The sequence below is a fragment of the Leucobacter chromiireducens subsp. solipictus genome, assembly GCF_016758195.1.
GTDB classification, from domain to species: Bacteria; Actinomycetota; Actinomycetes; order Actinomycetales; family Microbacteriaceae; genus Leucobacter; species Leucobacter solipictus.
Window position 1 is genome coordinate 348,376 of record NZ_QYAC01000003.1, and the last position, 24,317, is coordinate 372,692.

The 24,317-nt window shown below is 67.8% G+C and carries 17 protein-coding genes and 1 tRNA gene; 12 read left to right on the forward strand and 6 right to left on the reverse strand.

The features are described from left to right. Positions 1-93: 93 nt before the first annotated feature. The 7 genes from typA to D3230_RS07480 all read left to right on the forward strand — a co-directional run bounded on the left by typA (position 94) and on the right by D3230_RS07480 (position 7,583). Positions 94-2,001 carry a translational GTPase TypA gene (gene typA, locus D3230_RS07450; protein ID WP_202344396.1) on the forward strand — a complete coding sequence of 636 codons (1,908 nt, stop codon included), beginning with the start codon at positions 94-96 and terminating at the stop codon, positions 1,999-2,001. 114 nt (positions 2,002-2,115) lie between these two features. Next, positions 2,116-2,817, forward strand: a complete 702-nt coding sequence (locus D3230_RS07455) for a maltokinase N-terminal cap-like domain-containing protein (protein WP_202344397.1) — start codon at positions 2,116-2,118, stop codon at positions 2,815-2,817. Between the two features lie 97 nt (positions 2,818-2,914). Then, positions 2,915-2,991 (forward strand) — tRNA-Pro (locus D3230_RS07460). A gap of 177 nt (positions 2,992-3,168) precedes the next feature. Then, entirely contained in the window at positions 3,169-3,402 is a 234-nt protein-coding gene (locus D3230_RS07465) for a helix-turn-helix domain-containing protein (RefSeq protein WP_202344398.1), read from the forward strand. A 4-nt stretch (positions 3,403-3,406) separates the two neighbouring features. Beyond that, positions 3,407-4,585, forward strand: a complete 1,179-nt coding sequence (locus D3230_RS07470; RefSeq protein WP_202344399.1) for a tyrosine-type recombinase/integrase — start codon at positions 3,407-3,409, stop codon at positions 4,583-4,585. An 838-nt stretch (positions 4,586-5,423) separates the two neighbouring features. Further along, complete coding sequence (locus tag D3230_RS07475; RefSeq protein WP_202344400.1) at positions 5,424-6,410, forward strand: DUF6414 family protein; 987 nt, start codon at positions 5,424-5,426, stop codon at positions 6,408-6,410. 195 nt (positions 6,411-6,605) lie between these two features. Next, complete coding sequence (locus tag D3230_RS07480) at positions 6,606-7,583, forward strand: Abi family protein (protein WP_202344401.1); 978 nt, start codon at positions 6,606-6,608, stop codon at positions 7,581-7,583. Between the two features lie 687 nt (positions 7,584-8,270). Here D3230_RS07480 and D3230_RS07485 read toward each other — a convergent pair. Further along, positions 8,271-8,690 carry a hypothetical protein gene (locus D3230_RS07485; RefSeq protein ID WP_202344402.1) on the reverse strand — a complete coding sequence of 140 codons (420 nt, stop codon included), beginning with the start codon at positions 8,688-8,690 and terminating at the stop codon, positions 8,271-8,273. An 81-nt stretch (positions 8,691-8,771) separates the two neighbouring features. Continuing rightward, positions 8,772-11,366, reverse strand: coding sequence for a helix-turn-helix transcriptional regulator (locus tag D3230_RS07490; RefSeq protein WP_202344403.1), 2,595 nt, complete (start codon positions 11,364-11,366; stop codon positions 8,772-8,774). Between the two features lie 343 nt (positions 11,367-11,709). Here D3230_RS07490 and D3230_RS07495 point away from each other — a divergent pair, with 343 nt between their 5' ends. Then, entirely contained in the window at positions 11,710-14,283 is a 2,574-nt protein-coding gene (locus tag D3230_RS07495; RefSeq protein WP_202344404.1) for a helix-turn-helix transcriptional regulator, read from the forward strand. Between the two features lie 368 nt (positions 14,284-14,651). Here D3230_RS07495 and ctaD read toward each other — a convergent pair whose 3' ends face one another. Genes ctaD through D3230_RS07510 form a run of 3 tightly spaced genes read right to left on the reverse strand, consistent with a single transcriptional unit; the run spans position 14,652 to position 18,402 of the window. Further along, a complete protein-coding gene (gene ctaD / locus D3230_RS07500; protein ID WP_202344405.1) occupies positions 14,652-16,349 on the reverse strand; it encodes an aa3-type cytochrome oxidase subunit I in 1,698 nt (565 codons plus the stop codon). Beyond that, positions 16,339-17,463 carry a phosphoserine transaminase gene (gene serC / locus D3230_RS07505; protein WP_202344406.1) on the reverse strand — a complete coding sequence of 375 codons (1,125 nt, stop codon included), beginning with the start codon at positions 17,461-17,463 and terminating at the stop codon, positions 16,339-16,341. Before serC ends, ctaD begins: the two co-directional genes overlap by 11 nt. Before the next feature lie 9 nt (positions 17,464-17,472). After that, positions 17,473-18,402, reverse strand: coding sequence for a bifunctional hydroxymethylpyrimidine kinase/phosphomethylpyrimidine kinase (locus tag D3230_RS07510; RefSeq protein WP_202344407.1), 930 nt, complete (start codon positions 18,400-18,402; stop codon positions 17,473-17,475). A gap of 68 nt (positions 18,403-18,470) precedes the next feature. Here D3230_RS07510 and D3230_RS07515 point away from each other — a divergent pair, with 68 nt between their 5' ends. The 3 genes from D3230_RS07515 to D3230_RS16380 are packed head-to-tail and all read left to right on the forward strand — an operon-like array spanning position 18,471 to position 23,013. Then, positions 18,471-19,637 carry a DegT/DnrJ/EryC1/StrS family aminotransferase gene (locus tag D3230_RS07515; RefSeq protein WP_202344408.1) on the forward strand — a complete coding sequence of 389 codons (1,167 nt, stop codon included), beginning with the start codon at positions 18,471-18,473 and terminating at the stop codon, positions 19,635-19,637. After that, a complete protein-coding gene (locus D3230_RS07520) occupies positions 19,637-21,121 on the forward strand; it encodes an AAA family ATPase (RefSeq protein WP_202344409.1) in 1,485 nt (494 codons plus the stop codon). Before D3230_RS07515 ends, D3230_RS07520 begins: the two co-directional genes overlap by 1 nt. Continuing rightward, on the forward strand, positions 21,118-23,013 hold the full coding sequence (locus D3230_RS16380) for a VWA domain-containing protein (protein ID WP_202344410.1): 1,896 nt from the start codon (positions 21,118-21,120) through the stop codon (positions 23,011-23,013). Before D3230_RS07520 ends, D3230_RS16380 begins: the two co-directional genes overlap by 4 nt. Before the next feature lie 7 nt (positions 23,014-23,020). On the opposite strand, the gene D3230_RS07530 is transcribed toward D3230_RS16380, so the two are convergent. Further along, positions 23,021-23,809 (reverse strand): hypothetical protein, encoded by a 789-nt coding sequence (locus D3230_RS07530; RefSeq protein ID WP_202344411.1) that lies wholly within the window; start codon positions 23,807-23,809, stop codon positions 23,021-23,023. A gap of 50 nt (positions 23,810-23,859) precedes the next feature. On the opposite strand from D3230_RS07530, the gene D3230_RS07535 reads away from it, so the two are divergent. Further along, positions 23,860-24,291, forward strand: a complete 432-nt coding sequence (locus tag D3230_RS07535; RefSeq protein WP_202344412.1) for a Fur family transcriptional regulator — start codon at positions 23,860-23,862, stop codon at positions 24,289-24,291. Positions 24,292-24,317 lie beyond the last annotated feature (26 nt).

The following is a 24,317-nucleotide window of genomic DNA, read 5'->3' on the forward strand; positions in this document are numbered from 1 at the left end:
GTCGGCTTCTTCGGCATCGTCGGGGATCAATCTCGCGATGCCCGGCACCCCGCCGTGTCGACGACCCGTTCGTCACGTTAGGACACCACTTCTATGGCTCTCGCTACACGCGAAGACCTCCGCAATGTTGCCATTGTCGCGCACGTCGACCACGGCAAGACGACGCTTGTTGACGCCATGCTGCGCCAGACGAACTCGTTCGACGCGCACGCCGACGTCGATGACCGGGTGATGGACTCGAACGATCTCGAGCGCGAAAAGGGCATCACGATCCTCGCGAAGAACACCGCTATCACGTACGAGGGGGAGCACGCCTCGAACGGCCCCATCGTCATCAACGTGGTCGACACCCCGGGTCACGCCGACTTCGGTGGCGAGGTGGAGCGCGCACTGTCGATGGTGGACGGCGTCGTGCTGCTCGTTGACGCGTCTGAGGGCCCGCTGCCTCAGACCCGCTTTGTGCTCCGTAAGGCGCTCGAAGCGAAGCACCCCGTGATCCTCGCGGTGAACAAGACCGACCGCCCCGACGCCCGGATCCCCGAGGTCGTTGGCGAGGCGCAGGACCTGCTGCTCGGCTTGGCCTCCGACCTCGCGGAAGAGCACCCCGAGCTCGACGTGGACGCGGTCCTCGACGTGCCTGTCGTGTACCTCTCCGGCCGCGCCGGCGCATCGAGCCTCACCGAGCCGGCTAACGGCACGCTGCCCGACGGCGATACCCTGGAGGCGCTCTTCGGTGCGATCCTCGAGCACGTCCCCGCCCCGACCTTCGATGACGAGCACCCGCTGCAGGCGCACGTCACGAACCTCGACTCCTCGCCCTTCCTCGGGCGTATCGCGCTGCTGCGCGTGCACCACGGCGAGATCCGCAAGGGCGAGACCGTCGCCTGGGTTAAGCAGGACGGTTCCGTGCAGAACGTCCGCATTACCGAGCTCATGCTGACGAAGGCGCTCACGCGCTACCCGGCCGAGAAGGCAGGCCCCGGCGACATTGTCGCGATCGCGGGTATCGAGGACATCACGATCGGCGACACGATCGCCGATGCCGAGGACGTCCGCCCGCTGCCGAAGATCGAGATCGACGATCCCGCAATCTCGATGACGATCGGTGCGAACACCTCGCCGCTCGTCGGCAAGGTCAAGGGCCACAAGCTCACCGCGCGCATGATCAAGGACCGCCTCGACCGCGAGCTCGTGGGTAACGTCTCCCTGAAGGTCGTCGATGTGGGCCGTCCCGACGCCTGGGAGGTGCAGGGACGCGGTGAGCTCGCCCTGTCGATCCTCGTCGAGAACATGCGCCGCGAGGGCTTCGAGCTCACCGTGGGCAAGCCCCAGGTGGTCACGAAGCAGGTCGACGGCAAGACGCACGAGCCGTACGAGCACCTGACGATCGATACGCCGGAAGAGCACCTCGGCGCGATCACGCAGCTGCTCGCCGCCCGCAAGGGCCGCATGGAGAACATGGTGAACAACGGCACCGGCTGGGTGCGCATGGAGTTCATCGTCCCGTCGCGTGGCCTGATCGGCTTCCGTTCGGAGTTCATGACCACTACCCGTGGCACCGGTATCGCGAACGCGATCTCGCACGGCTACGCGGAGTGGGCTGGCCCGATCGTGACGCGCAACAACGGCTCGATCGTCGCGGACCGCGCGGGCGTCGTGACCCCGTTCTCGATGATCAACCTGCAGGAGCGGATGACGTTCTTCGTCAACCCCACCGAAGAGGTGTACGAAGGCATGGTCATCGGTGAGAACTCGCGCTCCGAGGACATGGACGTGAACATCACCAAGGAGAAGAAGCTCACGAACATGCGTGCCGCGAGCTCCGACTCCTTCGAGTCGATGACGCCCCCGCGCCAGCTCTCGCTCGAGGAGTCGCTCGAGTTCGCCCGCGAGGACGAGTGCGTTGAGGTCACCCCCGAGGCGATCCGGATCCGCAAGGTGGAGCTCGACGCGGTGTCCCGCGCCCGCAACGCTTCGCGCGTGAAGAACCAGAACAAGTAGCGCAACCGGCACCTCGCGTGCCGCGCAGCGTGACAGGAACCCCATCCCGGCTCGTCCGGGGTGGGGTTTCGTGCTGTCGGCCGATTCGCCTGGGGCGGGCGTATGATCGGCGGCATGGCCCTTATTTACGACACCACGATGTCCCCGTCCAAGCAGGAGCTGCTCGTCGCCTGGCTGCCGACTCGGTCCTGGTTTCGTGGCGACGTGACGCGCCTCGAACGCGTCGCCGCCTACCGCGTGGACGATCCCGAGGGGGAAGTGGGCATCGAGGGGCACCTCGTGACCGCCGGGGACGACACGATCTACCATGTTCCGCTCACCTACCGTGGGGCGCCGCTCGCGGACGGCGACGAGTTCCTGCTCGATACGACGGCGCACGGGGTGCTGGGAACGCGGTGGATCAGCGACGGCACCGGCGACCCCGTGTTCCGCACGGTCATCGCCGAAACAATGGTGCACGGCGGGCGCGAAACCGAGGAGTGGGAAGAATCGCCGACGGGGGTGCGCACGCCGCGTGAACCGGCGACGCGCCTGCGTGGCACCGGGGCTCCGGATCACGCGGTCCCGGAGCTGTGGGCCGCGTCCGTGTCGGAGCTGGGCGGAGTGACCACCGCGGAGACCGGCTTTGCGACGCTCCGGATCCCGCACGTCCTGGACGCGGCGGCCCTCGCCGGCGGGCCGATCGCGGGGGTGCCGGCCGACGCGCTGGCGGCGGGCACCGCGGGTGGCACGGGCCACTACGCGCTCCGCGCGAGCTGGGCGGGGCAGTCGGTTCCGGTCACGATTGCGACGCTCAGCACCGTCGCTCCGGAGTGACGCCCGGCGCGACCCGCGCGAGTTTCACGAAATGGCCACCCCGATTTCTTGCAAACGCATCTGACCCGATAGAGTAGAGCCTGCGTGAAAGCGCAATCGGGATGTGGCGCAGTTTGGTAGCGCACGTCGTTCGGGACGACGGGGTCGCAGGTTCAAATCCTGTCATCCCGACCAGAGAAGTCGCGGAAGCCTCACGGTTTCCGCGACTTTTTAGGTTGTAGAACTTGAACCGGCCACGTAAAACCCATGTAGAACTCCGCCTCGTAGCACTCTCGGTAGATCGGCCGTCGGGCTGGATGCGGATGCTGCTGATTGCTCGTCATCGGTGCCGACACAGTGCACCTGATCTCCATGACAGCCACGCCGCCCCCGCACCCCGGTCTCGAACCGCTCCTCGACATCACGGAGCTTGCCGAATATCTCGGCGTGCCGCTCTCCACGATCTACGACTGGCGCACTCGCGGGCTCGGGCCCCGCGCCTATCGCTTCGGGAAGCACCTGAAGTTCGCGCTCTCCGACGTGCGCTCCTGGATGGAAGAACAGCGCGAAGCCACGCCAGGTACTCCGCGCTCGGATCGGGGGTAGCGCGATGAGTCGCCCTCGTCTTCCCATCGGCACTTTCGGGGATATCTGGTTTGTGAGCGGCAAGCGCGGGAACGTGCAGGCTCGTGCGAACTTCCGTGACTGGGACGGAGCCACGCGCCTCGTCCAGGCCACGGCCGCCACGCAGAAGGCTGCCGAAACCGCGCTCAAGGCGAAGCTCGCCGCCCGAAGCGAGTTCCAACCCACATCTACGCTGCTCGCCCCCGACAGTCCGTTCCCCGCGCTTGTGACGTACTGGCTCGAAGACCTCGCACTCGACGACCACCTGTCGAGGGGCACGAAGGATCTTTACGAACGCAACATGCGCACACTCGTGACGCCGGCATTCAAAGACTTCACACTCCGCGAGATCGGAGTCGCTCGGTGCGACCGCCTCATCAAGGAACTTGCACGCAAGAGCCACAACCGGGCGAAGCAGGCCCGCAATGTGCTCCGACTCTCGTTCGGGCTGGCCGTTCGGCACGAGGTGCTACCGCGCAACCCCATGGATAGCATTGCGAGATTGCGTCGACCGCAGGCAACCCCCGACGCAATGACGCCGGCCGAGGTGAACGCCTGCCGCGCGGCCATCGCACACTGGGAGACGGGCCTCTCCTCTTCCGGTCCGAAACCGGACGGGCAGCTGGGGCAGATCATCGAGGTACTGCTCGGGACCTCGGCGCGTATCGGTGAAGCCCTTGCGTTTCGCCGCATGGACATCGACATGACCGCCACAGAGCCTCTGATGTCGATCACCGGCACGATCATCACGCCCAAAGGCGAACTCGTCCAACGGCAGGATCACCCGAAGACCTCGAAGTCTCGGCGCACCACCGCGGTGCCCTCATTCACCGCCGAAGCCGTGCGCAGCCGCTTGAGCAAGCTCACCGACCCAGCGCCTGAAGCGCTGCTCTTCTGTAGCAGGGAGGGAACTCCACTCACGCCTGAGAATGTGCGTCGCCAGCTTCGGCAAGCGCTCTCACTCGCCGGACTGAGCGGGATCACTCCGCACACGTTCCGGCGCACCGTCGCCACTGCGATCAACGATGAGGCGAGCACCGAACTCGCCGCCGAGTTGCTCGGGCACACCGATCCGCGCATCACCATTCAGTACTATATCCGTCGAAACGAAATGGTCGACCCTGCCACAGCGTGGATTCTCGAGCGTGCGTTTGCGAAACCATAGAGGGTTGGATCGCCTCGCAGAGCGGCCATGGGCTCGTGGTACTCGGTGGGCTTCTGATCTAGCGATCTTCATCGGTCGGAGTTACAGTGTCCAGACACTTCGATAGCTGAGGTCGTTGAAAGATGTCGCCTTTGCCAGGAATCCACGGTGGTGCCGATTCGGCACCACCGTATTTCGGGGGCACGCGGTGGAGTCGAATCGACTCGACCGCATTGGCCGACCCGCCAGCTGCCGTCGATTCGACGGCACCGCATATTTCTGCGCTGAGCAGAGTCTTCACCCACTGGGTGGGCGCTGATGGGCTGTGCTGCATGGTCGTTGCTCCGCGATAGTTTCTGAGAATTGAGGGTCGTCACCAGATAGGTGCGCACCGCGCACCATTGAGCGACATCAGCCAGGGTAATGCCGCTGCACTCCTTGAACGCCGCAGTAGCGCGAGTCCAGCTCTCGCAGAAGTCATCGATACTTCGCAGATCACTACCGAGCGCTCGAACCCTGTGCGGCTCTCACGCTCACCTCTCGGGCCGGTACAGATCGTTCCAAAGGCAGCCAGACTATCCGGCCGCAGGAGTCCACCGTCCACCCCACCCCTGAGCTACCACGCGTCTTGCAAGTGCGGTTGCAAGCAACTCCTTGCCAAGGGAGGTCTTATGATGAAGGCCCAAATGTCGAAGCACAGAGACCTGAAATTGGTGCCGTCGGGAACCTGCGATATTTATCAAAAACGGTAGAGATGAATGATAATATATCGAATGTTTGTTCGAAATATATATTCGATTACTGAATTGGTCGACGAAGCCTATTGGTACTGTCGCTGGTCCAAGAGAATGGAGCGCAGATGTTCTTGCGAGATTATCTATATGTAGATCTAGATAAAGTGTCAGGCCTTGCCAGTCAATTGTATGACGGGATTCCAGAGAAGGCGACTAACGTTACTGCACGTCAGAAAAAGTTTGAGGCAGATCTCAAGCTCGTGCGCGGCGGCTCAGGAGCTTCCTCCGAGGATTCAATTGAGCGCAATCTCGGAGATTCGCTCTTTAAAGATCTAGAAACAGACTTAGAGGCTCTAGGTTTGCTCCGCGATGTTTCCGAAGACCTTGCGCGCGAAGACTCGTGGGATGCGGTCGAAGACATTGCAGCTCCAGGGCGCATGTTGCGGATAACGGCACCTGGAACTCTATTTCAGCCGGCGCAGATGTCGGACGCTATTGTCGGAATAGCAACCGCTGCTCAAGGGCTTGCTGACATGGGGATCGGGCAGGACATGGGCGAACAGATGCCACCCCTTCCGCCTAAAGCTAAGTCGGAGAGTCAGAAGCGAGCAGATCGCGCGGCAAAACAAGCGCCAAGCGAGCCTCGCTTCCCAGAAGATTTTCTTCCGATGGGTGAGACAGTGCCGCTAATGGATATTCCGCGAGCGCAGCTTTCCGGAATGATAAGGGTTGCTCGAGGCGTGTTTGGGGAGGGTGTCCACTTGCACCTCAGGCCTGCAGGGCCCAATGGCCCCATAATCTCTGCGAGGCTTGAGGATGGTCGCCGCTTCCTGGATTCGTCACCCGAAGTACTGATTTCTAGGTATGGCTTGGTAGAGCAAGAGTGGACGGTTGTTGGAGTCGTGGGTCAACTTGGTAGCCGCATGTCCACAAATAACGTTGACGATGTGACAAATTCCGACGGAAGCGTGAATAGGGCGAAATTCGTCGACTTGGTAGGAAATTTCCTTGGCGAGACTGCCGGTCTCGTCGATTTACCCCGCGCACCAGGGTTCTCGTTGATTCCTCTGGCGCTCTACCGTTCGATAGGTGAATCTATTGGCATTGAATAGCAGTTTAGGGATCCCTGGAGTTCGGGGCACTTCTCAGATTAAGAAACCGAAAATGCTAAGAAAGTACGTAAAAGCCATTGCAACCGACTGCGTCGACAGATAGAGTAATGGCATAAATACCAGTCCCGCTGTCTCTCATTGACTTTCGAGTCGCCGAGAAGACATGGACTGGTTTTCTTTTGCCATGATTGAAGTGTGAAACCACATCTGTCTTACGACGGCCAGCTAGCAAAGATGCTTGGCCGCGGACTCGCGACCTCAGACCGTCCTGCTGCGATGGGCGCGCTCAAACGCATCGGATACTACCCGCTTTCTGCCTACACCTATCCTTTTAGAAAGCCCGCCACGGAAGAAGATCGGGCGGCAGGGCGAACTCGTGCAGAGACATTCGTTTCTGGTTCGACCGTGGAGGATGCTCTCAAACTTTACGAATTCGACCGCAAGCTGCGTGGTGTCTTGCTCCAGGCCCTGCAAGAGATTGAGGTGACCCTCGCTACCAAGATCGGTTACGTGCTTGGTAAGCGAGCAGGCGATGGTCATCTGAGAGTGGAGTGTCTAGATGAGACGGTTTGCGCTCGTCTGAATGCAGATGGTGTAACTACGCATATGGCATGGGTACAGAGATATGAGAAGTTGCGGAAGGACGCCAAGGAGGAAGAGTATGTTAAGCACCATATCCTCCACTACGGCGGGGAGATCCCAATTTGGGTGGCGACGGGCTTTATGGACTTTGGATGCCTAATACGGCTCTACTCATTCATGAAGAAGCCTGACCGGGAGAGGATTGCCTCGGAACTGGGTCTTTCTGGCAATGCATCAGATACGCTCCATCGATGGCTGAGAGCCCTCAATATTCTTCGAAATAACTGCGCGCACAACAATAGAATTTGGAACCGTGCGACTGTCGATGTGCCTCCGAAGTTCTCAACTCGAGTAGCGCCAGGGGAGCTCCACCACCTCAATGATTTGGACAATGACCAGCGGCAAAAGATCTACCTGCTAATTGCGCTGACGGGACATCTGAGTCGAGCGGTCAATCCTGCGGGGAATTGGTCCTGGTCCACGCTCCCTACACAGGCGAAGAAACTTGGGAATGTTGGGGGTATGACACTCGAGAACGTCATGGGATTTCCGACGGGATGGGAAAAGCTCGACCTGTGGCAGAAACTCTGAGCTCTAAGCCCGCCTCACTCGCCCCTTCGGGATGATCTGCTCTTAGATCGATTGGTTGAGATTTGTCCCCTTGCTGGTCTTATCTCATTTCCTCTCAAACAGTCGCGCAATGCACGTCGAATTGTTGGGTGATCGCATGCACACTGGTTCCGAGATCTCGGGTAGTTCACTTCTTGGTCGGTCCAAGGTATCTGGACGCATCCCCTGGTGCGGTCGCGGCTTCAGGGCCGACTAAATCGGGAGAGTAGCTGTCGGCGGCGGCGCCGTTCCCTGTCAACTCCCATGCCAAAATCTGTAGCTCAATCCGCTTCCACGCGTCCGATTTGAGTCTGCCAGCGTCCGCATCATGAGAGACCGTGAGTTTAGTTCTCAAGGCTCGAAACGTTGTGTGTGTAGCCGGGGAAAGATAGGAAGCAAGCTCGGCAACGGACCACGCAATGCCCATGGAAATCAACCGTGACGACCCCGAATCGACCGGCTACACTCGGAACTGGCGCAACGCCACATTCCCAAGTAACACCAGGGAACCGTAGCCATCCGCATGGTCTCGAAACTAATCGGGATCAGGATTTTTGATGGACGGGGTCGCAGGTTCAAATCCTGTCATCCCGACGAGAAGCCCCGGTCAGAAGCAATTCTGACCGGGGCTGTTTCGTTTTGGGGGGCGGTGGCGCGGCGAGATGGGAATCACATCCACTCGTTCGTGCCGATAGCGCGCGATCGCTCCTCGTCGCCGGAGTACCGGCCGAGCCCGAGCTCGAAGAGTTCCCCGCCGAAGAGCATCTGCCCGGCACCCATCCCGAGGAGGCTCGCCGCGGCGACTGCGAGGGTGCCGTATGCGAGACCGGGCAGGCCCCAATGACGCCTGCCGAGGGGCAGGAGAATCGCAGCGCCGATAAGGTGTGCGGCAATGAGCGGGATGCCCCCGACGGCGAAGGCAAAACCCTCCATCGTGGTGCCCGCGGTGAGTGCTTTGCCCTGATCAGTCTCAGCCGCGAGCTGAGCAAGGCCGTACCACGACCACGCGAGCACCATGACGAGCACACCGATGCCGGCGAAGCCCCAGAACTTCGTGGCGGGCTGCTGTGCCGAGGCTGTACCGGTCATGCCGATCAGACTATCCGGCAGCGGGACAGCTCGGTCAGAGGTGGAGTCTGACCGGGGCTGTTTCGTTGTCGGGCGAGGGGGCTACCGGGCGTCCGCGTGCTCGCTCGTGATGTGATCGGCGAGCTCCGCGCGCCGGTCGATTCCGAGCTTGCGCATGATCCGGTAGAGATGGCTCTCGACCGTGCGGACCGAGAGGATCAGTTCGTCCGCGATCTGCTGATTCGTCAGTCCGGCACGCGCGAGCTGGGCGATCCGAAGCTCACGGGTGCTGAGCTCCACGATGGAGTGGCTTCCGCGTCGCGGATCGTAGCGGCCCGCCGGAACGTGCGCGAGCACGAGCGCCAGCCGCGCGTCGATGTCGCGGACCTCGCCGGGCTGTCCGTCCGTGCGCGCGATGACCGCGGCACGCTTGTACGCGGAAATCGCGAGGGAGATGCGCCCCTGCTGTGCGAACTGTTCGGCGAGGCGCATCAGCTCGGCGCGATCCCGCAGCGCCCAGGCCCGGGCGCTCAGCGCCAGTTCCTGGATGGTGCGGCTCGCGACGGCCGCTAGCCGGGGTTCCACGTGTGCCAGGCGCTCGGCGTTCGGATCGACATCGAGCGCGCCCAGGTAGGCGTAGGCGGCGGCGATGCGTTCCCCGCGTTCCCAGCCCTGGTCGCCCGCGGCGATGGCGAGGTCCGCCGCCTCCTGGCGCTTTCCGGTGCTCGTCAGCATCTGCACGGTCGCCCAGCTGCGGCTTCCCCCGGGAAGAGGAATGTCCGGGCTGCGGAGGTGCCCGAGTTCCGCGCTGCGCTGCTCCGCGGTCGCGCGGTGGCCGCGGCGCGACGCGAGCACCGCCGCGGAAATCGCGAGCGTCAGCGGCACGAATGCCGGGGTCACCGCCGGGGTGCCGAGCATGGTCGTGCATTCGAGTACCTCGCCGGCCTCCTCGTGGCGGCTCTCGAGAAGCAACAGGGTGGCACAGAGCGACCCCTGGGTGAGGATCAGCGTCACGTCGCGGCCGGCGAGGGCGTTCGAGAAGTCTGCGAGTGCGGCGTCGACGGCCGCCCCGGGATCGCCGCCCAGATAGTCGGTGAGGCCGCGGAACACTCGTGTGGCCGTCTCGAGGGAGGGATCCTGTGCCAGCACTTCCGCGGGCAGTGAGTCGAGCCGGTGCCACAGCTCGCGGCTCTCCGAGATACGCCCTTCGATCACTGCGAGCACGGCCTGTGTGATCCAGATCGCGGCCCGAGAGCACACGGGTGCCGACTCGGTCGCGTCGGCGAGCTCGCGCGCGGGCTGGGGATCGCCCGCGTAGAGGAGCGATACGAACGCGTGCCGGGCGGTGAGCGTCTCCGCGAACTCGCCCGCGCCGGGGACCGCTTCTCGCAGATGCCGGAGGGCGGCTGGGACATCCATGTCGAATGCGAGCGTGGCGTCGGTGAGGGCGAGCACCCAGGCCACGCTCTCGAACGCGGTCCGGGGGAAGTGCTCGGCCTCGGCGACGATGCTCTCGACAGTCTCCCGCGACGCGGCCGTGGCGAGCATGCCGGCCCGGACCGCTCGCGTCGCCGAGGCGATCGAGGGGTGGAGTCGCCAGTCCTGTTGCGCGGTGTGCTGCGCGTCGCGGGCCCGTTCGTGGACGAGTCGCACCAGTCGGGCGTCGCGGGTTTCGGTCTGCGATTCCGGATGCATCGCGAGGCGGCCGAGTGCGGGGTTCCCGAGATCCGACGCGACCGCGGTGGCGAGCCGGTACCGGCGTGCGTAGGCGGTTTCGTGACGGAAATACTCGACGAGCAGGGGCGGCTCCACCGTGACGAAGGTCGCGCTGTCCGAGGGGAACAGTGAGACGAGGCCGTCCGCTTCAAGCTGTTCGATCTCTTCGAGGTCGCCCTGCCGCGCCACCGTGTCGAGGGCGATGGTGCCGACCGTGGCGAGGACCTCAAGGAGATCGCGCTGGCGGGGGGTGAGCCGGTCGAGGAGAACGCGTGCGGCCGCTCCCAGCGTGTCGGTCCAGAGATCCTGGGCGCCGCGCCACTGGCCGTCGTGCAGCGTGAGCTTGCCACCGGCGACCGCGGCATCCACGAGTGCCAGGGCGAGACCCGGGTTTCCTCCGCTCTTGGCGAAGATGCGACTGAGGGTGTTCCGCGTCAGCGGGGCGTCAAGGTGCGTCTGCAGGATCCGCTCCAGCTCGGAGAACGCGAGCGGCTGAATCCGCAGTTCGTGCGCGGTGCCGTAGGTGGGGTGCGCGGACCGGGGGCGCGGTCCGCGCCCGGCGCCCCAGGGCGTGCGGGCGGTGACCACCGGGACGCCCGTGCGCGAGCGTACGGCGCAGATGACTCCCCAGCTTGCCTCGTCGAGGTCGTCCCAATCATCGACCAGGATCGCGGCACGGTCCGGGGGGACCTGGGACACGAGTTCGTCGATCGCCCCGGTGAGGGAGGCGATGAAGGATTGCGGGCGCGTGTCTTTGCCCGGGATCACCCCCGCGAGAGCGAGGGCCGCGAGCGGCGTCTGCCGGAAGGCGGCGTGGCCGAGGATCCGGACGACGGTCCAGTCCCGGCTGATCAGGGAGTGATCGAGCTCGCGCAGCAAGGTGGAACGGCCGCTCCCCGCTTCGCCGGTGATGTTGACGCTGGCGCCGCGACGGACGCTGGTACTGAGTCGGGAGAGATCACGTGGAGGGTGTCGGCGCAATGGTGAACCTTTCCAGCCGGGGAGGGACGACAGACGGGACCGCGCGGACGACGCACGGGGCCCGAATGTCAGTGTGCAGTGTGGGGTGGGCCGGCTACTGATTTCGGCGGGCGGTGCAGTGCTCGCCGCCGCAGATGCAGCAGCGCGCCGGCGGAATCGGGGGCGGAACTCAGTAGCGTGAAGGTCGCGGTCAGCAGCGTCCGGTCACGGTGCGCCGCGCGTGGGCCCACGGTGATCACCACGCCGCGCAACGGAAATCCACGGTCAAAGCTGCAGATGCTGGGTAAGTCGGAGTACTGTCAATGCACACGAATCGGATCAGCGAAGAGATCGGCAGCGCAGCATGGAGAATCGAGCGAGGGCGCTGAGTCACACCGCGAGCGTCATCACCGCGGCGGGGTCCGTCGAAGTGATCGGCGTTCACGGTTCGGGCAAGACGCACTTTATTTCTCAGGTCGTCGAACACTTCCGGAATCTCACCTGGCACATCGTCGAGGTGCGGGGGCTGTACGCGTATCGGAACACGCCATTCGCGAGTCTTGCCCTGGCCGGGCTGAACTCTGTCGCCCAGGGGCGTCCGGGGTCCCCGCGGGTGGTCGTCAGCGAACTCGAGGAGATGCTCGCCGCGCCGCATTCGCTGCTCGTGTTGGAGGACGCGGAGTTCATTGATGACGCGAGCTGGGGTGCGCTCTCGGCGGTGTGCAGCTCGAACCACACGCCGACGCTGCTGAGCCGGCTCCCGGGATCGTCACGGAACCGGATCGGGAATCAATTGGAGGGGATGAGCATCGCCCCGGGGTTCGGCGTGCACCTCGGCCCGCTGGGCTTCGACGATCTGAGCGCGGCGCTCACGCAGGCCACCGGCACGCCACTGCACTCGAGCGCGATGAGTCACGTGTTTGCGAGTTCGGGCGGAAACGTGGGGCTGGCCATCACCATGGTGCGTGCCGCGATCCATGAGGATCGGTTGAGCCTCGAACACGGCCGGTGGACCACTTCGGACTCCTTCTGGAGCAGCGCCCTGATTCCCTATATCGATGCGCTGCTTGCGGAACTGAGTGATGAGCAATGGGACGCCCTGGAGATCCTGTCCCTCCTCGGCGTCGTCGACATCGACACGCTCGTGGAATTCACGGGGCCGGAGGTGCCGACGCAACTCGAGGAACTCTCGCTGATCGGGTTCTATCCCTCGGCCGGGCGGCTGCTGGTGACCGTGCAGCCCCCGCTCCTCGTCGATTTCTTCAGGCATCGTCCGGCGGCTGCGCGCCGGCATCGCCTGAGCGCGCTGCTCGAAGCGCACGTGCGCGCGGGCACCGAGACGAGCGTGCAGTTTCGGCTTCCCGCGATGTCCCAGAGCCCGGACGCGCCCTTTGTCCGGCTGGTGCACGAACACCTCCGGAACCGGCTGCTGGTCGCACAGACCGAGTGGAGCCGTTCGCCGTCACGTGAGACCCTCGCGAACCTCATTGAGATCTCGGTGGCGTCCGGGGCGACGGCGGAGGAACTCGAGGCGCTCTTCGCGGACGTGGCCGCGCTCTCGGATCACGAGTCGGAGCAGATGCTCGTGCGGTGGGAGTTTCTGCGGGCGGATCACTGGCTGTTCATCACGGGGGAGTTCCAGCGAGCCATCGACAGCCTGCGTGCGGCCGCGGGCCGGTTTCCTCGGCTCGGGGCGCTGTTCGGGGTCAGGATCTTCGAGATCGAGCGGGTCGTGTTTCCGGCCGCGGACCCGTCGCTCCTCCCGGACCCCCACGACCCCACACTCGACGCGCGCGTGCGCGCCGCAACGCACATGGCGATCGGGAGCGAACTCCTGCGCGGTGGGCGCGTGGTCGAGGCGAAGGCGCACTACGACGGCGCGAACGCGCTGGAACCGTTTACCGGGGCGGTCGACCGGATGGGGTTTGTGATCGTCAGCGACTACTTTGCCGGGCACTGCGAACGGGCCCGGCGCGCCGCCGAGCAAGGGCTTGCCGAGGCGAAGGACTCCTTCGACAATGTGGCGATCCGCGGGTACTGTTACCTGCTCGCGCTGCTGGATCTGCACGATGGGCGGGTCCGCCGGGCCGAGGAATCGATCCGGCTTGCGTTCTCACTGGGAGAGCCGATCCGGCAGCCGCCGTTTGTGCACCTGTCGTTCCTGGTGATGGGCGCGGTGATCGCGGTGGGCCAGGGGCACCTGGACGCCGCGCGTGCCCTGCAGGCGCAGTATGAGCACTCTGCGGTGCCCGACAGTCTGCTCCCGGGCGGATCCCGGAGCTGGGCGACGGCGCGCGTGATCGCCGCCGAGCAGAACCCGGTGGCGGGGGCGGATCACGCGGAGCAGGGCGGCACCGAGCTCTGGGAGCGCGGCGCGCACCTGAACGCGGCGCTCGCGTATCTGACCGCGCTGGAGTACGACCTCTCGGAGGAACGACTGGAGCGGCTCCGCCCTCGCCTCGCGGACATCGACTCGCCGTACGTCGCAGATCGGGTGCGCTGTCTCACCGCGGTGCTCCGGGAGGAGCTCGCGACGATGGAGCGCTGCGCCGCGGAGTTCGCGGAGCTGGGGCAGCTCAGTGACGCGCTGGGGGTGTACCGGGAGTGCATTCGCGTGGCGAAGCAGCGGGACGACGTGGAGGCGGTGGAGCGGAACGAGCTGCGGTTGCGACACCTGCGTGAGTCGTTGCCTCCGGGCGAGTACGGTGAGCGGCGGGTGCGATCCGGCGGCGTCCAGTTCTCTGCGCGAGAGATCCAGATCGCGGGGCTGGCGATCTCGGGGAAGTCGAATCAGGCGATCGCCGACGCGCTGGTGCTCTCGGTGCGCACGGTCGAGAGTCACATGCATCGAATTATGAAAAAGGCTCAGGTGGAGCGCCGGCAGGACCTGGCGTTTGTCGAGGAGCTGGCCGGAGCGCGGGGGCCGCGACTCGGATAGCGGGCCCCGCGGCGCCTCGGCGCTGAGTGCGGAGTGACCGTGCGCTCGCTACGGCAACGCCTCGACGTCCGGGCGCGGGGCGTGTCCCGAGTACTGCACCCGAGCGGCACCGGGTACCGAATTGCGCGTCTCACCGCCGGGGCAGCGACCATCTCGGCTTTACTGAGTGCTGTGGCCGTTCCCCAGCGGCCCGCAGAACTGAGACGGATCGGCCATCCCCCCCCCCGGTGCTCCCCAGCACCACCGCTGATCTGGACTCAACCGCAAAGCAGCGAGCTGCGTGCGGCCGGCTGCGCCGACCGCGCGTGCTGCTTTGGCCCCGTGATGGAGCTGAGACACCACCCCCCCAGGCGTCTCAGCTCCATCTCCTACGTTCGGGGGATGCTCCCGGCTGCTGCTCCGGGCGATGTGCCCGGCCCGGGATCTCGTGTCGCCGCGGGCTCCGGTTTCGGCGCGAGCTCCGGGTGGTTCAGGTCGAACGCGGGAGACTCGGAGCGGATGCGCGGGATCGACACGAAGTTGTGGCGCGGGGGCGGGCACGTCGTGGCCCACTCGAGGGAGCGGCCGAAGCCCCACGGGTCGGTGTGTGTGACGCGCGGGGCGCGGCGTGCGGTCAGATACACATTCAGGAAGAACGGCAGCATCGACGCGGCGAGGATCATCGAGCCCACGGTGGAGAGCTGGTTCATCCAGGTGACGTCGTCGGAGGGCAGGTAGCTGTAGTAGCGCCGCGGCATCGCCTTCACCCCGAGCCAGTGCTGGATCAAGAACGTCATGTGGAAGCCGATGAACAGCACCCAGAAATGGATCTTCCCGAGGCGCTCGTTCAGCATTTTGCCCGTCCACTTCGGCCACCAGAAATAGAACCCGGCGAACATCGCGAAGACCACGGTGCCGAACACGACGTAGTGGAAGTGTGCAACGACGAAGTAGGTGTCGGTGATGTGGAAATCGAGTGGCGGCGAGGCGAGGATCACCCCGGTCAGGCCACCAAACACGAAGGTCACGAGGAACCCGAGCGACCACAGCATGGGCGTCTCGAACGTGATCGACCCGCGCCACATGGTGCCGATCCAGTTGTAGATCTTCACCCCGGTGGGGACGGCGATCAGCATGCTCATGAGGGAGAAGAACGGTAGCAGGACGGAGCCGGTGGCGTACATGTGGTGCGCCCACACCGTGAGCGAGAGCGCGGCGATCGCGATGGTCGCGTAGATCAGGGTCTTGTAGCCGAAGATCGGCTTTCGGCTGAACACCGGGAAGATCTCCGAAACGATCCCGAAGAACGGCAGCGCGATGATGTAGACCTCGGGGTGGCCGAAGAACCAGAAGAGGTGCTGCCAGAGGATCGCGCCACCCTCGCCGGAGAACACCTGCGCGCCGAAGATCCGGTCGGCCCCCAGGCCGAGGAGCGCCGCGGCGAGTACGGGGAACGCGACGAGGACCAGGAGCGAGGTCACGAGAACGTTCCAGGAGAACACGGGCATCCGCCACATGGTCATTCCGGGGGCGCGCATGCAGATCAGGGTGGTGATGAAGTTCACGGCACCGAGGATCGTCGCGAAGCCGCTCAGCGCGAGCCCCATGACCCAGAGGGTCCCGCCGACGCCCGGCGAGTAGACGTCGGAGGAGAGCGGTGCGTAGGCGAACCACCCGAATGACGCCGAACCCTGCGGGGTGAGGAACCCGCCGACGGTGATCAGCGAGCCGAAGGTGTAGAGCCAGAAGGAGAAGGCGTTCAGGCGGGGGAACGCGACGTCCGGCGCGCCGATCTGGAGCGGGAGCATCACGTTCGCGAAGCCGGTGAAGAGCGGGGTCGCGAAGAGCAGCAGCATGATCGTGCCGTGCATCGTGAAGAGCTGGTTGTATTGCTCCTTGGTCGCGACCACTTCGAGCCCGGGGGCGAAGAGCTGGAGCCGGATGATCAGCGCGAGCACGCCGCCCACGAGGAACCAGACGAAGGAGCTCGCGAGGTAGAAGTAGCCGATCAGCTTGTGGTCGGTCGAGGTGAGCCAGGAGACGATCCGGCGCGGCAGCGGGTCGATGGGGAGACGCTCAGCACGCATGTTCGGCCAATCTCGGGACGACCGTGTCGATACACGCGAGCAGGCGGCTCACGTCGCCGGGCTCCACGGAGACGTAGCTCGAGATGCGGAGCTGGTTGGTGCCGACGCCCGCGTACGCGTCGATGTCGACGATGCCGTTGGCGCGGAGCGCGCGCGACACGTCCTGGGCGCTCACGCGTGACGACAGTTCGAGGGTCGTGGTGACGGGGGAGCGGAGGGCGGGATCGGTGACAAACGGCGCCGCGTAGTGGCTCGCCTCCGCCCACTCGGCGATCAGTTGTGAACTGTGTCGTGTCCGCTCGGCGGCCCAGGAGAGCCCGCCCTGCGCCAGCAACCACTCGAGCTGGGATTCGAGCAGCAGCAGCGTGGCGATGGCCGGCGTATTGGTGGTCTGGTGTTTCCGTGAGTTCGCGATCGCGCTCGTCAGGCTCAAGAACTCGGGGATGTACCGACCGCTCGCGGCAATGCGTTCCGCACGCTCGACCGCGGCGGGCGAGAGCAGGGCGATCCAGAGGCCGCCGTCCGAACCGAGGCTTTTTTGCGGGGCGAAGTAGTAGACGTCCGCCGCGCTGGCGTCAAACTCCAGCGCGCCCGCGGAGCTGGTCGCGTCGATGACGGTGAGTGCCTCGGCCGCCGGGGCCGCACGCCGCACCGGTGCCGCGACGCCGGTGGAGGTTTCGTTCTCGGGCCACGCGTAGACATCGATCCCGTCGGTGGCCCGCGGTGTGGCGAGCGTGCCGTGCGGGGCGGAGCGGATATCGGGCGCGGCGAGCCAGGGCGCGGCCGCGGCTCGGGCAAACCGTGCGCCGAACACCCCGAAGTCGAGGCACTGGGCGCGACGCTCGATGATGCTGAACGCCAGCACGTCCCAGAACGCGGTCGAGCCGCCGTTGCCGAGGACGATCTCGGAGCCCTCCGGTGCGCGGAACAGCGTGAGGAGCTGGTCCTGAATTCGCGCCACGAGCGAGCGCACCGGGGCCTGGCGATGCGAGGTTCCGAGAATCCCGGGTTCCGCCTGGCGGAGGTAGCTGAGCTGTGCCGGGCGCAACCGGGACGGGCCGGCGCCGAAGCGGCCGTCCCCGGGGAGGAGGTCGCGCGGAATGGTGATGGTCATTCGGGTCTCCTAAATGAGGTCGTGGGAGGTCGTGGTTGCGCGGCGTACCGCCTCGGCGGCGGCGTCGACGGCGGCGGCGAGCTGGGGGAGCCCGGGGAACGCGCCGGCCGCGGGATCCGGGTTCGCCAGCAGTTCGATGGCGAGCGCTGCGGTGAAGGTGTCGCCGAGGCCCTTGGCGGAGGTGCGGATCGGCGCGTGCCAGTGCGCGCAGTGCTCGGTGGCGGTCACGATCACCTCGCCGACGCTCGCGGTGACCGGGGAGCGAACGCCGGTGACCACCACCCACTGGGTCTGCGGGGACATCAGGGATCGCGCGGCCCGTGCAATGGGCGCTGGGGAGGTGAGCGAGGCGAGCGGCGCACCGCTGAGGTGGGCAAGCTCGAACAGGTTCGGGGTCATGCCGCTCGCGAGGGGCACGAGCTCGTCGCGGAGCGTGTCGACGAGCGCCGGATCGGTGTAGAAGCCGAGCTCGATGTCCCCGAGGGTCGGGTCGAGGAGGAACGGCAACGCCGGGCCGGGCCGGGGTCGCAGCCACGCGGCCACGGCGGCGGCCTGCGCCGGTGCCGCGAAATACCCCGAGGTGACGAGCCGGAGCTCGTCGAGCGCGCCGGCCGCCGCAACATCCTCGAGCGCGTGTGCGATCCAGTCCGCCGGGACGTCGACGTGATGCACCGACGCGAAGTGGGGCAGGACGCTGAGCAGGATCGTGGGAATGTCGATCGTGCGCACCCCGGCGGCCTCGGTGACGCGGCGCGCGGCCGGGATCCCGACCGTCCCGTGGAGCACCTGCGAGCCGAAGTTCACGATCTGGGTGGGGCGCGGATCGAGTTCGAGCGATCCGGCCGCCTCGACGCGCACCGCGATCCGGCCGCGAGGGTGACGCCCCGGGGCCGTCGGTTCCGTGCGAGGGGAACGATCATCACGTACCATCATTGACATAGGACAAACGCTATCATGGCTATGACAATGTTCTCGAATGGTTCGAATCGCACGCGGAGGCACCCCACATGACCACCCCACCCACGACCCCCACTCTCGCGGCATCCCCGCGCACCGCGACCGCGATTCCACCCCTGATCCCGGCCGCGAAGCCCCTGATCGGGCATGAGGAACGGCTTGCGGTGAACAACGTGCTGCTCTCGGGCATGCTCGCGCAGGGGCCGGAAGTGGCCGCCTTCGAGGCGGAATTCGCGGAGCACTTCGTGGGCGGGCGGCCCACGGTCGCCCTGAACTCGGGCACGAGCGGGCAACACCTGGGGCTCCTCGCGAGCGGGATCGGCCCGGGCGACGAGGTGATCGTCCCCTCGTTCACCTTCGCGGCGGTCGCGAACTCGGTGGCGCTCACCGGGGCGACCCCCGTGTTCGCGGACATCGAGCCGACCCACTTCACCCTGGCCCCCGACGCCGTGCGCGCCGCGATCACCGAGCGCACGGCGGGCATCATGCCCGTGCACCTCTACGGCCACCCGTTTCAGGTCGACGCGCTCAGCGCCCTCGCCGCCGAACACGGAATCATGCTGTTCGAAGACGCGGCCCAGGCACACGGTGCCCGCTGGAACGACGCCCCCGTGGGGAGCTTCGGCGAGTTCGCCATGTTCAGCCTCTACCCCACGAAGAATATGACCGCGATCGAGGGGGGCATGGTCGCCTGCCGCACCGCGGACACGGCGCGTCGACTGCGGCTGCTGCGCAACCAGGGCATGGAAACCCAGTACGCGAACGAGGTCGTCGGTTTCAACGCTCGGATGAGCGACATGCACGCGGCGGTGGGGCGCGTCCAGCTGCGCAAGGTCGACGCGTGGACGCACACCCGGCAGGCGAATGCGGCCTTCTTCGACCGAGAACTCGGCGGGGTCGGGGGCCTGGTGACGCCGCGCACCGCGCCCGAGGCGACGCACGTGTACCACCAGTACACGGTGCGTGTGCCGGCGGCGGAGCGTGACCGGGTGCGCGCGGCGCTCCACGATGAGCACGGGGTGGGCACCGGCGTGTACTACCCGATCCCGAACCACCGCTTGCCGTCCCTGCGGCAGTACGCGCCCGAGTTTCCGCTGCCCGAATCCGACCGCGCGGCCGCCGAGGTGCTTTCGCTCCCGGTGCACCCCTCGCTCACCGCGGGCGAGCTGGACCGGATCGTCGCCGGGGTCACCGCGGTCATGACGGCGGGTGCCTGATGCTGCACATCCAGGTGACCCCGGACGCCCTGCTCGCGGAGCTCCGCTCGGTCGCGGACGAGCTCCGGCAGACCCGGCGCGCGCTCCGGGCCGACTGGGCGGCGGCCGGCCGCGCACCCGCGGAACTGGAGCGGCTCCTCACCGCGACCGCACCGCCCGCGCACGAACTCGACGACTGTGCCGCGCCGATCCGGCTGGGGGTGACGAGCGTGCGGGAGCTTCGTGCCCGGCTCGCCACGCTCAGCGCGGATCCGACGCTGGCGGAGGGCGCGCTCGACCGCGCCCTGACGGAGCGCGCGCGGACCCTGCGCGCCGCGATCGTCGCGCACCGCGCCGACGTCCGCGCCGAGGACGCGCGGGACGCCGCGGCCGAGCTCGTCGCGCACGCGGCCGCGGCCCGCCGCACGCTGACGCCGGCCGAACAGCGCGCCGTGCGTGCGGCCGCGAGGGACGAGAAACCCGGCAGCGCCGGCCGGCGGCTGCCCGCCGGAGTGCCGGATGCCCTCGCAGCGCTCCGGGTGCGGCAGGCGCAGCGAGAACTCCGCGCCGGACTGCTCCTGAGCGCGCAAATGCGGGACGTGATCCGGGCCGCGCTTCCGGCACTTCGTTCCGGGGCGCCGCTCTTGATCATCGGGGAGACCGGCGGCGCGAAGACGGCCCTCGCCGAAGCGCTCGCGCGGCGCACCGGGAAGGCCCCCGAGTTTGTCTCCGGCTACGGCGATATCTCGACCGCGCAACTGATCGGCAGTCACGAACTGCGCAACGACCGCGGCGTGACCGTGACCGACTTCGAGCCGGGACCGCTGCTTCGCGCCATGCGCGAGGGGCGGCCGCTGATCCTCGACGAGGTGAACGCCATGCCGGCGGAGTTCCTGAAACGGCTCAACCGGATCCTGCAGCTGCGCCCCGGCGCCGAGTTCGCGGTGCAGGAGCAGGCGGGCGAGCGCGTCCGGATCGCCCCGGGCTTCACGATCCTCGCGACGGCGAACGAGCACGCGCCGCACCGCTACCGCGGAATTGAACCGCTGAGCGCGGAGCTCGTGAACCGCTTCGGTGCCCACACCTTTCGGGTGCGCTACCCGGACGCCGCTCTCGGGTACACCGAGTTCCCGCGCGAGAACGCACTCCTCGCCATGGCCGCCGTCGCGACGGATCTCGGCGAGTTGCCCCCCGGCATGACCCCCGCGCACATCGAGCTCGCCGCTCGGGCCGCGTTTGTGAGCCAGCAGGTGTTCTCGGGAAACTCCGGCGAGGGGTTCGAACGCTTCGTGGCGACCGAGCAGCAGGCGGATCGCGCCCCCGGGCTCGAGGAAACGGTGATCGCGCCGCGCACCCTCGTCGCGATCCTGGAGCGGGTGGCGCTGGAGGGGACGGCGGATGCGCTGCACGCGGCGCTGAGCCGGTTCGCGGACGGGGTGATGCACCCCGAGGATCGCCGCACGCTCACCCTCATCCTCGAAGGGCAGGGCGTGCGGTGGACGTGACCGAGCGCGGCATCGACCTCGCGGCGCAGCTCCGCAGCGCGGGACGCGTACTGGGCCTGGACGTGTCAGTGACGGACGCCGAGGAGTGGGAGTTGGGCCCCACGCACGCGACGGTGGGGCTCGGCTTCTTCCGCTCGCGGGGGTATTCGGACGCGGACACCGCGGCCCTCGTCCTCCGGGACTTCTGGGCCGGGGTCCGCGTGCCTCGGCTGGCGCCGGCGCGCGCGTACCGGCGCGATGCCGTGGCGGCGCGCAGCCCGGAGCTCGCGCCCCTGCTCGCGGTGATCGACCGGGCGCACGCCGGCGCGGAGCTGTGCGCGGCCATGCCCGGGGTGCGTCGGCCGTTGGATGCGGCGACGCTGCGCGGGGTGCCCGAGGAGCTCCGGGAGCGCGGGCTGGAGGAGCAGTGGTGCGGGGCGCTGCTCCGGGTCAGCGCCGGCGCGGCGACCGTCCGCGTGGACGAGCCGGTTCGCGCTGAGCTCGCTCGGCTCCTGGGCGGCGCCCCCGGGCACGTTCCGCCGGGCGTGCTGCAGCGTGTGCTCGGCCTGGAACCCGGGATCACGCCGGGGGCCCGCTTCGACCGCGCCCTCGCGGTGCTGGTTCCGCCGCTGCAGCGGTTGCGGGCCCGTGCGGGGCGCGGCATCGCGGACGGTCGCGGGGAGACCGCCGGGTCCGACACGGCGGGCGCGGACGGCGCGGAGCTCGGGCTCGGCCACGGCGCGGCCGCCGGAGACGCCGACGGGGCCGACGGTGCCGAGGCCGCGGACGCCGCCGACACGATCGCGGACACCGGGGAGGCGGACGCGCCCGATGCCGCGGCGGCGTCGGATCCCGGGCCGGTCGACACGGCGTCGCTCACCGAGTCGCGCTCGGAGACGCCGCCGGTCTCGCTGATCGACGTCCCGCTCCCCGCACGCGCCTCGGGCGCGCTCACCGAACCGCCCGGGGTCGCCGCGGGGGAACCCGCGGGTGGGACTCCCGGAGGTGCCGGATCCGCACCGGGGCCGAGCCGCGGGCTGGCGCAGGCGAGCCTCGCCGAGTACCGCGCGCGCGTGGGGCGGTGGGAGCCAGAGATCGCCCGGGTTCGCGAGGTGTGGCGATCCGTGCTCGCCCCGGGGCAGCGTGAGCGCCGGGTGCTCTCACGCCGGCCCGCGGCCGAGGGGGTCGTGCTGCACCGGGAACGGCTCGCCGCGACGGTGACCGAGATCCGCGCCGGCGTCCCACGGCCCCCGGCCTTTCGGACGCGGGAGCGCCGGGCCCGCGACGCGGAGGGACTGGGGCGCATCGACACGATGCTCGTGCTCGATCGCTCCGCGTCGATGGGCGGGGCCGCGTCTGAGGCCTGCGCCGACGCCGCGCTCGTGCTCCTCGAGGCGCTCGCCGCCGTCGCGCGGGACATCGCCCGCGTCGAACAGCAGCACGCGATCGCGCTCGGCACCGCGCTGCGGTCGGGACTCATCGTCTTCGACGACGTGCCGCGGGTCGTGGCCCCGCTCAGCCGGGCCGTCGCCGAGGACACGCGCGCCTCGCTGGTCGCCTCGGTGCGCAGCGCGAGCGGGCGGACGGACACCGCTGAGGCGCTGCGCGTGGCGGGTGCCGAACTCGGCGTGATCCTCGGCGAGGTGCCGGAAACGCGGCCGGGCCGGGATGTGGCGCGGCGCCGCCTGTTGGTGCTCGTGGGCGATGGGGAGTGCGAGGACCCGGCCGAATTGGCCGCGGTGGTGGCGCAGCTCCGCGCGGGCGGCGTCGAGGTGTGCGGGATCGGGATCGGCTCGGCACCGGGCATGTCGCTGCTCGGGGCGGGGGTGCGCCGGATCGCGAGCGCGCGTGAGCTGCCGGCCGCGCTCGGCGCTATGCTCGCCGCGGTGCCGGTGCCGGTGTCCGGCGACTGAGGCCGGGTCAGGCCGCCAGGCGCGTGCCGAGGTGCGGACCCTGCGCCGTGCGCTCCCGCGTGTCGATGCGGATGGTGTGCGTCGCGGTGTCGGTGCCGTGCCGAGCGGCGAATCGCGCATCGGGGAGGCTGCCGCCGATCCAGGTAAACGAGCGCGGATCGAGCGGTGGGTGCCCGCCGCGGGCCCGGGCGATCTGGGCGACGAGCAGTTCCGGGAGCGAGGGGTAGCGCGCGGCCACGTCGGCGCGGTACGCGGGACCGAGCTCCGGGGCCGCCGACCCGACGGGGAGCCACCGCAGGGTCCAGCGGACCGGCCCGTGGGCGGCCGAGCGGACGAGCTGCGGGGCCGTGGCGGGCGCGTCCAGCGCCGCGAACCAGCGGCGCACCTCGGAGGAGAGGCTGAGGGCGAGGTCGTCGGCGAGCGCGCCGTCCGCGAACGCCGCCAGCCAGGCGCCGGGGCCGAGGCCGTGGGGTGCTGGAATCGGCAGGTGCGCGTCGCCGGGTTCGGCGTCGAATGGCGGGACCGGGCGGACGCCCGCCGCCCAGAATTCCTCCGGTTCGGGCACGCGGATGTCGCTGCGTGCCGCAAGCGCGTGTGCCGCGGCGAAGCCCGCGTCGAGGGCTGCGCGCTGGGCGGGACCGGGGAGGCTCGCCAGTGCGGCGCCGAACTCCCCGGCGCGGAGGCGCGCGCTCTCCGCCGTGATCCAGGCCGCGCCCGGGTCCGGGACGGCGTGGCCGGCGAGGTCGGGGAAGAGCGCGTGGGGGAGCGGACGATGCGCCGCGACTGGCTTTGTCATAGGACAAAATGTATCATGGGAAGGAACGCAGCTGGGGATCGGGGGTGGGCATGGCCGAGAGTGTGGTGGGGCGCGACGCGGCGCAACGGATTCGCGCTGCCGGACTGCGGGTCACCGCCGCGCGGGTTGCGGTGTGGGCGGCGCTGCACGCCCGCCCGCACGGCTCGGTCGCCGATGTCGCCCGGGAGCTGCGCGAAGCCGCGCCCCGCAACTCGGTGCAGACGCTGTACAACGTCGTGAATGACCTCACGCGCGCCGGGCTCCTCCGACGCGTCGAGTTTCCCGGATCCGCGGTGGCGCGCTACGAGACGCGGGTCGGGGATGCGCACCACCATTTGCAGTGCACGAGCTGCGGTCGGGTCGTCGACATCGATTGTGCGCACGTGCGGGGAGACTGCCTCGACGCGGTGGGCGTTCCGGCGGGCACGGTCACGTCCGTGGAGGTCGTGTTTCGGGGGACCTGCGCCGACTGTGCGGCGTGAGTGGCCCGTCCCTGCGTGGGGCGCGC